We start from the raw sequence: 13,919 nt of genomic DNA, 5'->3' as shown, positions 1-13,919 counted from the left end.
ATCCGGCGACGGCGCCGGGGGGGGGTGGGCAGGCCCATCGAGCACAATCGCTCGCCCAAGACCGACAAGGCCAAGGAGCGGACGCCCTGGCTGGCCATTGACCTGACGTTCCGGGCGCCGTCTACGGCGCACATCGCGTGGGCGCTGGGGGATGACGAGACCCGGCTGGTGCTGGAGCTGTGCCAGGACATCGCCCGGGACAAGACGCTGGCGTGGTTTGAGGATGTGGTTGCGCAGATCCGCTGGTGGAGCGGTGGCAAGGTCCGCAAGCCGGTCCGGGGCGGTCTGATCGTCGCGGTGTTCCGGCACTACGAGTCCCGGGCTGCCGAGTCGAAGCCGCTTCTCCACGATCATGGGCGGTGGTGTCGATCCGCGCCCGGCGGCCAGACGACAAGGGGACGTGGGGCAACCTGTCGGCGGACTCGATGCTGACCCACATAGTCGCCGCCGACACCCTCTACACCCTCTACTTCATGGAGGAGGTGTCCGCCCGGCTCGGCTGGGCGTGGGAGCCCCGCCAGGTGACACCCGGCCGCAGGCCCGTCATGGAGATCGCCGGGATCGACCAGCGGCTCATCGGCTGGCAGTCCACCCGCCGTCAGCAGATCGCGGACGCCCTGCCCATCCTCACGGCCGGCTACGAGGAGACGCACGGGCACCCGCCGGGGGAGCGGGCCACCTACGCGCTGGACTGCCAGGCCGCCGACCAGACCCGCCCGCCCAAGTGCACGGGGCGCGCCGTGAGCGGCCACCGGACCGGGGAACGGATAGCGCCTCGGCCGCGTCTCACCGCCGGCCTTTCCCAACTCCGTTCGGGGGCATTGTGAGACACCGCCGCACCGGAGTCAGTGCGCTCACCGTTGCCGCACTCATTGTTCCAGCCGCTGCCTGCGCGTCCGGAACCGGGGCCACCGAGCCTGCCAAGAGGTCGCCGTCGGCCTCTGATTCAGTTCGGCCGTCGGCCACCGCCGGCAGCTCTACCCGCCTGTGCCTCAGCGGCACCGTCACGGTCCGCTATCCGCCTGCCGACAACCCCCTGCACAGCGCCTGCGTCCACGTCGGCACGGCGATCCGCATCACCCTCAAGCCGACGGCCAACTACCGCTGGGCGCCGGTCACGAGCTCGCAGGCGAAGACGGTCACCGTGCTGGACGACCACCCGGCACCCGGTGGCACCCGGTGCGCCACCGCACGCGACGCCACTGCGGGCACCGCCACCCTCACCTCGGCCTACACCTACACTCCCGACCCGCACGGTCCACCCTCGCGGGCCTGGCGACTGACCCTCACCGTGGTCCCGTAACACGTCGTACGCCTACGACGGTCCCACGTTGACCACCAGCCGCCACAGCCGCGTCTGCGGCCCGAACCGGTCCCCGCGAGACGACGACGTCGACCGCAGCTCCGCCTCACCCGCACCGACCGCCCTGACCGTGGCCCGTACAGTTCCGTCCGTCGATTCGGACGCGATCACCGTCAAGGGCCCTGCGACCACCTCGACTGGCGTCCATCCGTATGCGGGTGACCCATACAAGATGATGACGATCTCGTCGCCGACCTGTACATGCAGCGGCGGTCCCGGCGGGTCCCCGGGACGGTGGACCACCTCCGCCTGCCGGGCCTCGTCGCGTGTCACCTCATGAAAGCTAGCGGCAATGATGGTTACTTGAAAGTGAGGGCCCAGTAGGCATCGGTTGGTGGACCCATCCCTGGCGCGGCCCCTCGGTGCCACCGGCATGAGACACAAGCTGACGCCGATGTAGCCACCCCCTGCGGACGCGCAGTCGTAATTCCAGGTCGCCGGCCGCGGCGACAGGGTCCTCCCCTGCCGCGCCGCCCGGCAGCAAGAGGACGGCGGCTGCCGTGCGTGCCGTCCGGGCGAGGGTGGTCGTGCGGCCGATCACGACCGACGCCCAGGGCAGCCAACGACGGGAGCCGGTCGGCGAACGCATCACCGCACGCATCGCCCTCATGGACGGCCCAGGCGGGGAGCTCGCCGGACGCCGGCCCCTGTGACATCAGGGCGTTCGACCGGGCGCGGCACGGGCACCCGTCAACGGCAGTCTGCCGTGAGGGAGCCCGACACCATGGTCATCGTTTCCAGCCTGCTGCTGCCACTGGTGGCCGTACTGCTGTACGGCATGAACCGTGTCGAGGACTGGCTGACCCGAACCCCGCAGCCACCCCGCCACGCCCACCCCCGGCACCTGCACCTTATCCAGGGCGGAAAGCAAGGACCCCTCACGCGTCCCCAGGCCAGTCGGCGGCGGCCCGACGCCGCCTGACCGGCGCCCGCCCCCGGGGCCGCCCCGTTCCGGTCACCGCTTCGACCAAGCTGGCCACCAGGAGTCGGCGATGGCGGGTGAGGGTTTTTTGGCCCAGCGGTGACGTTGATGATGCGATACCGGGGCACACGAATCCGGCATGGTCCGTACGGGGATTCGACAGGAGGAGCCAGTGGCCGGTCATCAGGTGTATGCCGCCAGCGCGTTGTCGTTGGTGGCCGCGATACTGCTCGCGCGATGGCGCCTGGCGGGCCGAACCGGCAGGCCGGGCACTGCTGCCGTATCCCGCCCGCTCTCGCGCTGGACGGTGCTGAGGGGTGTGCGGCGCACTGGCTCTACCGCGGTCCAAGCCGAGAAACGCGTGCCGGCGGAGGCGCCATGCCCCCAGCGGGTGGTGCGGGAGGCCGAAGACCTCGTGCACGGCTACTGGTCGCAGCTCAGTCCCCTCTACCTGTCCAAGAGCGATCATCCTCAGCACTGAGCCGGCCGGGCAGCGCATGGCCGGCCCGGTGATGGTGATTGTCGGAAACGACCAGGGCGACTCCCGTCGTGCCGGGCCAGGAAGAGGTACTTACGCGATGCGCTGCGCGCACCCTGAACTGGCCAGCGGCCGTTCCATTTCTGTGCCGGCCCGCACGAGCACCGGGAATGCTCGCCGGGCCGGTATGGTTGAGCAGGGCGTGATGGTGAAGGGGACAGTGTCCCCGGGCCTCGTCTATTGCCTGCAGGGACGATCGTTCGGCTGAAGCCCTGGAGAGCGTTTCGCCGCGTAGGCGACCGCCCTTCACGATCACATCGCTCTGCGGGTAGCTCCGGCCAGCACACTGGCCGGGGCTTTCTCGTCTCAGTCGAGGATGCCGAGAGCTGTGTCGGGCCGGCAGTGCACGCATGGGGGTACCTGCTGGCGCAGAGCATCGATCGCCTGCTGCCGGGTGGCCGGCCGGCATCGGCCGGTCTTGGCCGCCGTCCCGCAGTCACCGGTGTGTACCGCGTCCACATTCGCGCGGTTGAGGCCGTACTGGATCAGCCAGTCCGGCGGGGTCGGCCGCATCTCCTCACCTTTGCGCCGCTCCGCCTCGCGACGCTCCTCATCGGCGATCCACCGATCGATGAGCCGCAGCTGCCGGACAGCCTGCTGCACCACGACGCGCCGCGCGAAACGCCTCCGGCGAGAAAGCCCTGCAGGCCATCCGCTCCGCACGCTCCGAATGCCGTAACCGTGCCTGGTCGTTGGCCGGCCAGAACGCCCCGGACGCAGACGGCCAGGTCATCGTCGATCTCGACGGTGTCCTCGTGATCGCGCATTCCGACAAGGAGGACGCGGCCGCGACCTGGAAGAAGACCTACGGCCATCACCCCCTGACCGCCTTCGTCGACCACGGACCGGGCGGAACCGGCGAGCCCGTCGCCGCCCTGCTCCGGCTTGGAAACGCGGGCTCCAACACGGCAGCCGGCCACATCACCACCGCGCAACTCGCCCTGGCCCAACTGCCGAAGCACTACCGGCGAGGGCGGCAGACCCTGATCCGAACCGACTCAGCGGGCGGCACCCACGACTTCGTGTCCTGGCTTGCCACGCGAGGCCGATGGCTGTCCTACTCGGTCGGCATGGTGATCACCGAAGCGATCCACGAACACGTGCTGAAGATCCCCGCCTCAGCCTGGACCCCGGCCGTCGAGACCAACGGTGAGGCCCGTGACGGGGCCTGGGTCGCCGAGCTCACCGGCAAACTCCTGGACGGCTGGCCCAAGGGCATGCGAATGATCACCGCAAACAACGGCCCCATCCTGGTGCCCAGTTGCGGATCACGGACGCGCACGGCATGCGGATCACCTGCTTCGCGACCAGCACCCCCCACCGGCCGATCGCCGAGCTCCAGCTCCGCCATCGGCTGCGGGCCCGGGCCGAGGACCGGATCCGGGCCGCCCGGGCCACTGGCCTGCGCAACCTGCCCCTGCACCGCACCGCCCAGAACCGAATCTGGCTGGAGATCGTGCAGATCGCTCTCGACCTGCTGGCCTGGATGCCGATGCTCGCCCGGACCGGCACGGCCAGGCTCTGGGAGCCCCGCCGACTACGGCTCCGCCTGTTCTCCGCGGCCGCTCAGCTCGTCACCACCGGTCGCCGCAGGATTCTTCGCCTCACCCAGCACTGGCCCTGGACCGGCGAGATCACCATCGCCCTCGAACGGCTCGCGCTCCTGCCCAGCCCCGGCTGACCAGCAATCTCCACCGTCCCGACGACAGCACCACCCGATCCCGGGCAGTGGAACCCGGCGCCCACCCGACGCGACAGCCGGGCCGCCGGCCTGCCCACCACCAGCTCCGGAAAGCGAAAGGGCCCACCGACTCCGTCGGTGGACCCTCACGAAAGATCGAGGTTAGGGAGGCACTCTCGATGAGGGCGAATGCGACATGTCGTCTTCCGCCAACCTCGGCCTGCCCTGGAGGGGGAGCAGAGCGCAGGGGGCGGCCGCTACGGCAGTCGCGCACTCAGCGATCGCAGGCACGCACACCGTCTGGCGCAGATCTATTCAGAGCCCACAGTTCTCAATATCAGAACCAACAACTGTTGGATTTCCAGATCGGCCATTTCTAGAGTGAGCACGCGACGTCGCACAGCACCGCGAACTCGCCAAGGCGTCGGAGAGGAGGAAGCTCATGCGGCATCGCATCCCCGGCGACCGGAACGTCTCCGCGATCGGCCCGCCCACCGGCTCGGCGTCGACGCGATCGGCCTTGTGAAATACGGAAGTTGCTCGACGAGGATGTCGTCATGATGGCCGGAATCTCAAACGCCGCCGTCGCACAGATCGACATTGCTCGGCGGTCGGCTCGTGTCGGTTCAGGACCAGTTCTCGCCCGCTTCCGCTCCAGCCGGGAAGAACTCGAGCACTGCGCCAAGCTCGGCCTCGCCTTCCTGCCCTGGCGCCCGCTCGGCGGTATCGCGAACGCGAAGGGTCACGCAGAACGCCACAGCGCGATCCACCAGGCCGCCAACGAGACAGGCACCAACGTCCACCGAATCACGCACACCTGGGAACTCGCGCTCGCGCCCGCCGTCATCCCGATCCCCAGGGCCTCGAGCTCCGAAAGCATCCGCGACTTCGCAGCCGCGGCCGATCTCGAGCTCACAGCCGACCAGTTCGCACCTCCTTCGGTCTGAAACGTTCAAGTCACAGCGAAAGAGTCACATGAAGACCTTCATCCTGCCCGGCACCGACATGGTGGTCCCCAACGTCGTTCTAGGACTGATGCGCATCCAGAACATGACCGACGAGGCGGTGCGCAGGCTCGTGAACACTGCACGCGACACCGGCATCACGTTCCTCGATCACGCCGACGTATACGGCTCGGACGACCACGGTTGCGAGCGTCGGTTCGCTGAAGCCATGAAACTCAGCCCGGCGGAGCGTGAGCAGTTCGTCATTCAGTCGAAGGTCGGAATCGTCAAGGACGCGTCATACTTCGACTTCTCTCATCACCACATCATCGAGTCCGTGAACGGTTCACTCCGGGCACTGGACACGGACTATCTCGACATCCTGCTGCTGCACCGTCCCGACGCTCTCGTCGAGCCGGAGGAGGTGGCCCGTGCCTTCGACGAGCTGTCGGCGGCAGGCAAAGTCCGCGCCTTCGGCGTCTCCAACCAGACCCCCCGACAACTCGACCTGCTGCGCAAACACGTGACGCAACCAATCGTGGCGAACCAGCTGCAGCTGTCGATCACTCACGCCCCGATGATCGCGCAGGGCGTCGCCGCGAATATGCAGGGCCTCGATCAGTCGGTCGTACGTGATGACGGAATCGTCGACTACTGCCGCCTGCACGACATCACCATTCAGGCGTGGTCGCCTTTCCAGGCCGGATTCTTCGACGGCCCGTTCCTCGGTTCCGAACGCTTCCCCGAGTTGAACGCCGTAATCGACCGGCTGAGCGACAAATACGGCGTGCCGGCCGAGGCGATCGCGGTCGCCTGGATCACGCGCCATCCCGCGCAGATACAGGTCGTGCTCGGCACGACCACGCCAGAACGCGTCACGGCCGCCGCGCTCGGTTCCGACATCCCGCTCACCCGATCCGAATGGTATGAACTGTTCCGTGCCGCCGGATACAAAGTGCCCTAACCTCCGCGTTTCACTTGCGGTGGCGTCCGGATCTTGAGCTGACGCGAAAGTGCCTTCTAACTGGGATGATGAGGCTTGTCTAGGGCTTTTGTCACCACAGAAGGAAGGCACCTTCTGCGTGCACACTACCGGGTCACGTCCCAAGCTCGTCGTATCAGCCGACGGTCGCGGGGTGGTCAGTCATGCTGGGTCCCGACTGCTGTCTGGCTGGAAGCCCTACAACACGCCGAACCATGCAGGGAGTTCACCGTGCTCGGCGAGACGTTCATCAAGCCGAAGTCGTCGGCCGCACGGGTCACGCGGTTCACCCGATCGGCCTGGGACCAGCAAGGACGCCGCCGCAACCTCACCCAAGACGAGTACCGGGCCTTCTGGGCCTGGGCCGCAGTGGGAGTTCCTCCGCCACACCGGCGTCCGCATCGAGGAAATGCTCGAGACCAGCCATCACAGCATCACGCAATACACGCTCCCCAGCACCGGCGGAATTGTCCCGCTGCTGCAGATCGCGCCCTCGAAGACCGACGAGCAGCGAGCACTGCTTGTCAGCCCCGAACTCGCCGACGTCCTGAGTACGATCGTCTGGCGAGTTCGTGACCGCTCCGGCGCAATCCCCCTGGTGGCATCGTTCGACGACCGGGAAAGGCTCTGGAACCCACCCCTGCCGTTGCTGTTCCAGTGGGGATCCGCCGGCCGCCGCTGGCCCGTCTCGTCGGCCAGCATCCGCAAGGCCCTCAACGAGGCCCTGCTCGCTACCGGCCTGATCGACGAGAACGGCAAGCCCCTGCGCTTCCAGCCGCACGACTTCCGTCGGATCTTCGCCACCGACGCCATCGCCAACGGCATGTCGCCGTACATCACGCAGATCATCTGCGGCCACAAGGACATCAACACCACGATGGGCTACAACGCGATCTACCACGACGCGATCGAAGTCCACCGAGCCTTCATCGCCTGCCGCCGAGCCTTACGACCCACGGAAGAGTACCGGACGCCCACCGCCGAAGAGTGGGAACAGTTCCTGAGACATTTCGAGAAGCAAAAGCTCTTGATCGGCATCTGCGGACGATCGTTCGGCACTTCCTGCATCCACGAACACGCCTGTATCCGCTGCTCCATGCTCCGCCCCGACCCCGACCAGCGCGGTCGCCTGGTCGAGATCCGCGACAACCTTCTGGCCCGCATCACCGAGGCCGAACGCGAAGGTTGGCTAGTGCTGTGACCGCATAGGTTCGCCGGGTTGGTGGTCGTGACGGTTGGATGTGCGGTGAGGTCCGATCCGAGCGCTGGAGGCGCGGTGGCTGAGCCTGTCCGTGCGCGCAGGCTGACCGACCAGGAGGGGCAGAAGCTGCAGCAGATCGTGCGCCGGCTGGCCGAGCATGCGGGCTATGCCCGTTTCGGAGCGACGCAGCGGTTGCTGCGGAGCGCTCGCTGGGATGCGGGCGCGGTCCGGGACGAGGTCCGCCGCTACGTTGTGGAACATCTCGGCACCGATGAGGGTGCTTTGATCGTGGACGAGACCGGCTTCCTCAAGAAGGGCCGTGGCTCGGCGGGCGTCCAGCGGCAGTACACCAGTACCGCCGGACGGATCGAGAACAGCCAGGTCGGCGTCTTCCTCGCCTACGCCTCCAGCAGGGGGCGGGCGTTGATCGACCGTCGACTCTACCTGCCCGAAATCACGTGGTGTCAGGACGCCGAACGACGCCACAAGGCTGGAGTGCCCGAGGACATCGCCTTCGCGACCAAGCCCCGCCTCGCCCTGCAGATGATCGCGGCGGCCCTGGACGCCGGAGTGAGCACGTCGTGGGTGACCGGGGACGAGGCCTACGGTCAGGACCCCGGCCTGCGGGCCGGGCTGGAAGCGCGCGAGGTCGGCTACGTGCTGGCGGTCTCCTGCACCACCAGAGTGCGCATCAACCAGGACCGCACCGCGATCCGTGCGGACGAGGTCGCCGGTCGGCTGCCTGCCTCCGCCTGGCACCGCCAGAGCGCCGGCCTCGGGGCGAAAGGTCCCCGCTACTACGACTGGGCCTGGGTGCGCACCAGCACTGACGACCACAGGCAGCCCGTCGCCCTCGCCGTACCCGTGGGTTCCGGGATGGGACGACGCCTGCCAAGCCTGCAAGGAGGCTGCAGTCGTCATTGACCAGCGCTGGCCCTTGCAAATGCGAGGCCGGAACCGGGCACAGGGCACGCCTACCCCCGGTTCGAAATGGCCGCCCTTCTAATACTCCAGCCATGAAGTTCACCATCTACGGCGGGAGTACTAGGGCGCGCAGCCAGTCGTGATCAAGGTGTGGTCCCGGGTGCACTCGGTGGACCGCCTGACTTGACTCACCGCGCCCGCAGGATCGCCGCCGACTCCTCGTCCAGGGGCAGGAAGGCCTCCAGGTGCAGCTCCGCCACCGTGACGTCGACGGCGGTGGCGAACGTGGTGCGGGTGGTCAGCAGCCGCAGCTCGCCCTCGGGGCAGCGCAGTCGGAGCGGAACGGCGAATCCCAGGTGGTCCTGGGCGGGTTGGACGGGTGGGAGGTAGCCGGTCAGCTCCTCTGCGAGTGCGGCCAGTTGGGCATCCTGGTGCTGGCGGGCCCGGGCGCGCTGGTTCTCGATGATGTGGCGGCCCCACTCGGCGAGGTTGACGACTCGGCGGGCCATGCCGTCCGGGTGCAGGGCCAGCCGGAAGACGTTCAGCGGCGGTTCGAGCAGCTCGGGTGGCGCGCCCTCGGTGAGCACGTCGAACGCCCGGTTCGCGGCCACGAGGTCACCGTGCGGACGGGCCACCAGTGCGGGGTACGGCAGGTGGCCGTCCAGGATGCGCCGCAGCGCCTCGTGCACCGGCCGAAGCAGCGGTGCGTCCAGCGCGGACTCCGGATACTGCGCGGCGAAGCCGGCCGCGAGCAGCAGTCCGTTGCGTTCACGCAGTGTGAGCCCGAGGGATGCGGCCAGGCGCAGCACGATGGCCCGCCCCGGCTGGGAGCGGCCGCGTTCGATGAAGCTCAGGTACCGCTGCGTGGTCCCCGCCAGGTGGGCCAGTTCCAGCTGGCTGAGACCACGTAGGGTGCGCCACCGCCGCACCTGGGCGGGAAAGTCGGCGGGGTCGACTGCTGCGGGAACCGATTCGCTCACCAGAGCGTTCTAGCGCAGCGGCACGCCGCGTGGCCATTCCCGCCAGGGAATTGAGCGGCGGCTCACGGCGCCCGACGATCCATGCGACCACCGTCACCTGGAGATCGGATCAGCCATGCGCTCGTACCACCTGCGGACCCCGGGCAGCATCGACGGATTCGTGCTGCGTGAACGGGAGATCCCCACGCCCGGCCCGGAGGAGATCCTGGTACGGGTCCGCGCCGCCGCCTTCAACAAGCGTGACGCGCTCATCCTGCACGGCCGCTACCCGCTGCCCATCCGCCCGGATGTGATCCCGCTCAGCGACGGCGCGGGCGAGGTCGTCGCGGCGGGGGAGCGGGTCACCCGGTTCCGGGTCGGCGACCGGGTGGTGGGCAGCTACTGGCCGCGCTGGCGCGGCGGCCGGCTCAGCACGGACCTGTACGACCAGCTCGGCAACACCCTGGACGGCATGCTCACGGAGTACGCCCTGCTCGACCAGGAGTGGGCGGTCGGCGTACCCGACTCCCTCGACTGGGCCGAAGCCGCCACCCTGCCTTGCGCCGCCGTGACCGCCTGGACCTCGCTCACCGGCGGACAGGGGCTGCTGCCGGGCCGTACGGTGCTCACCCTGGGCAGCGGCGGCGTCTCGCTGTTCGCTCTCCAACTCGCCAAGTCGGCCGGTTGCCAGGTCATCTGCACCACTTCCAGCGACGCCAAGGCCGAGCGGCTGAAGACGCTGGGGGCCGATCACGTCATCAACTACGCGACCACACCGGAGTGGAGCGCCGTCGTGCGCCGACTCACCGGCGGCGAGGGCGCGGACCTGGTCCTCGACACCATGGGCCCCGCAACCATCGAGCAGTCGATGCGGTCCTCCGCGCTGTACGGCGAGGTGGTGATGCTGGGCGGCGGCGCCACCGAGCCCTATCTGCGGATCGATACCGCCACCTACGCCCGCACCATGGCCACCATCCGCCGGGTCTTCGTCGGCAGCCGGGCGGACCTGGCCGACCTGGTCCGCGCCGTCGACGTGAACGCGATCCGCCCGGTGATCGACCGGGTCTTCCCGTTCACCGAGGCCCGTGGCGCCTTCGCCTACTACCTTTCCGGTCAGGCGTTCGGGAAGGTGGTGGTCGGTATCGACTGAGCCGGGCAACCCGAGCCTGGGGTCGGGCGCGTAGTTGGTCGTGATCAAGCGACGGTCCTGGTGGTCTTTGATCCAGATCATGACTCTGCTGCTTAATTCGGCTGGGTGAGTGTCGTGGGTACGGCATGATCGCCTCTGTGGCTCTGGTCGCGTCGTGGGCCGCAGGGGGTGGAGTGCATGTCGTTGCAGCCGAAGGGGCTGCCAGGGATTCCGGCACAGACTGTGGCGGTCGCTCGGGCGGCGTTCCCTCATGGGACGTTGGCGATGCGGGTGCGGGACCGGCTGGGTGAGGTGTTCGCGGACGAGCCGTTCACCGAGGCGTTCGGACGCCGTGGGGCGCCGGGCCTGCCGCCGGCGGTGTTGTCGCTGATCACGGTGCTGCAGTTCACGGAGAACCTGACCGACCGGCAGGCCGCCGTGATGGCGGTCCGCGCGATCGACTGGAAGTACGCGATCGGCGCGGAGCTGACCGATACCGGTTTCGACGCGAGCGTGCTGTCCCGGTTCAGGACCCGGCTGGCCGAGCACGGCCTGGAGCGGGTGGTGTTCGACCGGCTCCTGGAGGTCTGCCGGGAGCAGGGCCTGGTCGGGGCCGGCGGCAAGCAGCGCACCGACTCCACCCATGTGATCAGCGCGGTCCGTGACCTGAACCGGACCGAACTCGCCGGTGAGAGCGTACGGGCGGCACTGGAGGCCCTTGCGGTCGCGGCTGGGGGCTGGCTGGCCGACCGCGGTGGATATTCCCGAGCTCGCGCACCGCTGCGAGGAACGCGTCAACGGGTGGACGATGCCGTCGTCGAAGTCGAAGCGGGACCGGCTGGCCGTGGTGTTCGGGCAGGACGCGCTGACGCTCTGCCGGGCGGTCTGGGCTCCCGGGGCGCCGGGGTGGCTGCAGGAGATCGAGCCGGTCGCGTTCCTGCGCAGGATGCTCGTGCAGACCTACTACGTGTCCACCGACGCGCGGGGACGGGAGGTGATCGTGAAGCGGGAGGCCGACAAGGAGGGCGTCCCGCCCGGCCATCTCCGCCTGGCCTCCCCCTACGACCCTGATGCGCGGTGGGCGGCCAAGGGCGACGACCTGTTCTGGCTCGGCTACAAGGTCCACCTCACCGAAACCTGCGACACTTCCGCCGAAGCCGAAGCCGAAGCCGAAGCCGAAGCCGAAGCCGAAGTCCTGCCGTTACGGCTGATCACGGACGTTTTCACCACCGAGGCGAGCGTCCCGGACGTCAAGGCCACCCGGCCCGTCCAGCAGAACCTCACCGGCCGCGGCCTCACACCAGGTGAGCACTACCTTGACGCCGGTTACCCGTCCGCGGACCTCATCCATGAGGCCGCGGGGCAGGGCATAGCCATGGTCACCCCGGCCCTCCTCGACCACTCACCACAGGCCAAGGCCGACGCCGGCTTCCAGAAGAGCGCCTTCCGTATCGACTGGAAGGTCCGCCAGGCCCGCTGCCCTCAAGGCCGCACCAGCACCGGCTGGTTCCCCGTCCGGCAGCACGGCCGCGACGCCATCGTCGTCCAGTTCGCCCGCACCGACTGCCACGCCTGCCCCGTCCAGGACAAGTGCACCACCTCCGCACGCGGCACCCGCATCCTCAGCCTCCGCCCGAAGGAACTTCACGAGACCCTGACCGAGGCCCGGGCCGAGCAGCCCACCAAGACCTGGAAGACCAAATACGCCCTCCGCGCCGGGATCGAGGGCACAATCAACCAGGCCCTCGACGTCACCGGCCTCCGCCGGGCCCGCTACCGCGGCCTGCCCAAGGTCCGCCTCCAGCACGCCTTCTCCGCCACCGCCGTCAACGTCATCCGCCTCGAGGCCCACTGGAACCCCAAGCAACCGTCCTTCACACCCCGGATCCAGCAGACTCACCTGCCTCAGCCACCAACTCGCAGCCCAAACCCCGAAGGGTGCGGCTCCGGCTCTGGGGCCGCGGAATACTCGGCTGCAACTGAGGCTGGCCCGCTCATAGGATCCTCGTTCGAGGCGCTGACATGGCGCTGTGCCGACAGTGGGCACTCGACGGACCGAGGATGCGTGGTGCAATGGGCAGCCGACTCTCAGCAATCTCCTTCGACGCGCACCAACCCGAGCGCCTGACGCATTTCTGGTCCGGCGTCCTGGGCTTGGAGAGAACGGACGATTCTTACGACGGCATCGCCCTGCCGTCCGGGAATGACGCCGGCTACCGCCTCGGCTTCCGTCCCTCCCAGGCGCAGAAGACCGCCCAGAACCGGCTGCACTTCGACCTGACCAGCTCCTCCCTGGAGGACCAGCAGGAGACCGTGGCCAGGGCGCTCGACCTCGGCGCGCAGCACGCCGACGTCGGCCAGGGGCCGGACGCTTCCCATGTGGTGCTCGCCGACCCTGAGGGCAACGAGTTCTGTGTCATCGAGCCGGGCAACAATTTCCTCGCCGGCTGTGGCTTCATCGGAGCGCTTGCCTGCGATGGTTCGCAGACCGTGGGCTACTTCTGGAGCGAGGCGCTGGGCTGGCCACTGGTCTGGGACCAGGACGAGGAGACCGCCATCCAGTCACCGAACGGCGGTACGAAGATCACGTGGGGAGGTCCGCCGTTGATGCCGGACCCTGGCAAGGACCTGCACTTCGACCTCGCGCCGGACGGCGATCAGCAAGCGGAGGTCGAGCGCCTGCTCTCCCTCGGGGCGAAGCGTCTCGACTCCGCCCACGGCGAGGACGGCGCAGTGCTGCTGGCCGACCCCGACGGGAACAAGTTCCGCGTGCTCACGCGCCGGTGAAGCCGAAGCCGACACCAGCCGAATTGCGCAGCAGAGTCGATCATTGCGCCGCGAAGGTAGAGGCCGGCCAGGTAGCTCGCGGGGTCTTGTCATAGCGAGTTGCGAGGCCTCGCCAGGCCTTCAGCTTGTTGATCAGGCGCTCGATGGTGTTCCGGTCCTTGTAGAGCTCGGTATCGTGGCTGACGGGCCGTCCGCCCTTGCTGCCCTGCTTCTTGCGGTTGGCGGCCAGGTCGATCCGCGCCCACCGCCACGGCGTTGGACACATCGCCGAGCCGGGCGGATCCGTCGGGTGCGGCGAGGCAGAGAACGCCTGCCGCGAGCACCAGATCACGCTCACACGCACGGGTCTGCGACTGTTCCACCACTGACGACGCCGGGGCCCCGCAGATGACTGCGGGGACTTCGGTTGTCTGTCCGCTGTTCCCGCAGCGATCGGCCGTTGTCAGCCGGAGCCGCTGAGCAAGCCGGTGAACCTATGCGGTCAGAGCA

General features: G+C 68.5%; 13 protein-coding genes and 4 pseudogenes. 13 read left to right on the top strand and 4 right to left on the bottom strand.

The window, feature by feature from the left end; genetic code table 11:
• From mobF to C3488_RS36885, 4 genes and pseudogenes are all read left to right on the top strand, one after another.
• Positions 1-731, top strand: a pseudogene (gene mobF / locus C3488_RS36895) (MobF family relaxase); the annotation flags it as partial.
• Between the two features lie 92 nt (positions 732-823).
• Positions 824-1,303, top strand: coding sequence for a hypothetical protein (locus C3488_RS40300; protein ID WP_146068006.1), 480 nt, complete (start codon positions 824-826; stop codon positions 1,301-1,303).
• A gap of 560 nt (positions 1,304-1,863) precedes the next feature.
• Complete coding sequence (locus C3488_RS40950) at positions 1,864-2,016, top strand: hypothetical protein (RefSeq protein WP_181139349.1); 153 nt, start codon at positions 1,864-1,866, stop codon at positions 2,014-2,016.
• Positions 2,017-2,087: 71 nt separating this feature from the next.
• Positions 2,088-2,285, top strand: coding sequence for a hypothetical protein (locus C3488_RS36885; RefSeq protein WP_103845222.1), 198 nt, complete (start codon positions 2,088-2,090; stop codon positions 2,283-2,285).
• An 844-nt stretch (positions 2,286-3,129) separates the two neighbouring features.
• Here C3488_RS36885 and C3488_RS36875 read toward each other — a convergent pair.
• Complete coding sequence (locus tag C3488_RS36875; RefSeq protein ID WP_258053880.1) at positions 3,130-3,429, bottom strand: DUF6233 domain-containing protein; 300 nt, start codon at positions 3,427-3,429, stop codon at positions 3,130-3,132.
• A 17-nt stretch (positions 3,430-3,446) separates the two neighbouring features.
• Here C3488_RS36875 and C3488_RS36870 point away from each other — a divergent pair.
• From C3488_RS36870 to C3488_RS36850, 5 genes and pseudogenes are all read left to right on the top strand, one after another.
• Positions 3,447-4,504: pseudogene (locus C3488_RS36870) on the top strand (IS1380 family transposase); the annotation flags it as partial.
• Between the two features lie 536 nt (positions 4,505-5,040).
• Entirely contained in the window at positions 5,041-5,451 is a 411-nt protein-coding gene (locus C3488_RS36865) for an aldo/keto reductase (RefSeq protein WP_107528765.1), read from the top strand.
• 28 nt (positions 5,452-5,479) lie between these two features.
• Positions 5,480-6,412, top strand: coding sequence for an aldo/keto reductase family oxidoreductase (locus tag C3488_RS36860; protein ID WP_103845219.1), 933 nt, complete (start codon positions 5,480-5,482; stop codon positions 6,410-6,412).
• 427 nt (positions 6,413-6,839) lie between these two features.
• Positions 6,840-7,631, top strand: coding sequence for a site-specific integrase (locus tag C3488_RS36855; RefSeq protein WP_258053879.1), 792 nt, complete (start codon positions 6,840-6,842; stop codon positions 7,629-7,631).
• 138 nt (positions 7,632-7,769) lie between these two features.
• Positions 7,770-8,555: an IS701 family transposase gene (locus C3488_RS36850; protein ID WP_374955489.1), complete on the top strand. Its 786-nt coding sequence runs from the start codon at positions 7,770-7,772 to the stop codon at positions 8,553-8,555.
• A gap of 188 nt (positions 8,556-8,743) precedes the next feature.
• Here the strand turns inward: C3488_RS36850 and C3488_RS36845 are convergent, their stop codons facing one another.
• A complete protein-coding gene (locus C3488_RS36845) occupies positions 8,744-9,538 on the bottom strand; it encodes a helix-turn-helix domain-containing protein (RefSeq protein ID WP_374955488.1) in 795 nt (264 codons plus the stop codon).
• A 112-nt stretch (positions 9,539-9,650) separates the two neighbouring features.
• On the opposite strand from C3488_RS36845, the gene C3488_RS36840 reads away from it, so the two are divergent.
• Complete coding sequence (locus C3488_RS36840) at positions 9,651-10,664, top strand: NAD(P)-dependent alcohol dehydrogenase (RefSeq protein WP_103845217.1); 1,014 nt, start codon at positions 9,651-9,653, stop codon at positions 10,662-10,664.
• 248 nt (positions 10,665-10,912) lie between these two features.
• On the opposite strand, the gene C3488_RS40945 is transcribed toward C3488_RS36840, so the two are convergent.
• Entirely contained in the window at positions 10,913-11,053 is a 141-nt protein-coding gene (locus C3488_RS40945) for a hypothetical protein (RefSeq protein ID WP_181139348.1), read from the bottom strand.
• Here C3488_RS40945 and C3488_RS42800 point away from each other — a divergent pair.
• The 3 genes and pseudogenes from C3488_RS42800 to C3488_RS36830 all read left to right on the top strand — a co-directional run.
• Positions 11,022-11,156: pseudogene (locus C3488_RS42800) on the top strand (transposase); the annotation flags it as partial. The gene C3488_RS40945 and the pseudogene C3488_RS42800 overlap by 32 nt on opposite strands.
• Positions 11,157-11,397: 241 nt before the next feature.
• The gene (locus C3488_RS40000) at positions 11,398-12,771 is read left to right on the top strand and encodes a transposase (protein ID WP_258053878.1); all 1,374 of its coding nucleotides are present in this window, start codon (positions 11,398-11,400) and stop codon (positions 12,769-12,771) included.
• Positions 12,717-13,430 carry a VOC family protein gene (locus tag C3488_RS36830; RefSeq protein WP_103845216.1) on the top strand — a complete coding sequence of 238 codons (714 nt, stop codon included), beginning with the start codon at positions 12,717-12,719 and terminating at the stop codon, positions 13,428-13,430. Before C3488_RS40000 ends, C3488_RS36830 begins: the two co-directional genes overlap by 55 nt.
• A gap of 38 nt (positions 13,431-13,468) precedes the next feature.
• Here C3488_RS36830 and C3488_RS36825 read toward each other — a convergent pair.
• Positions 13,469-13,662, bottom strand: a pseudogene (locus C3488_RS36825) (IS5/IS1182 family transposase); the annotation flags it as partial.
• Positions 13,663-13,919: the final 257 nt, after the last annotated feature.

Source organism: Streptomyces sp. Ru72 (assembly GCF_002920635.1).
GTDB lineage: Bacteria > Actinomycetota > Actinomycetes > Streptomycetales > Streptomycetaceae > Streptomyces.
Note: the sequence above shows the minus strand (reverse complement) of the source record. Positions and strands in the feature narration are given on the sequence as shown.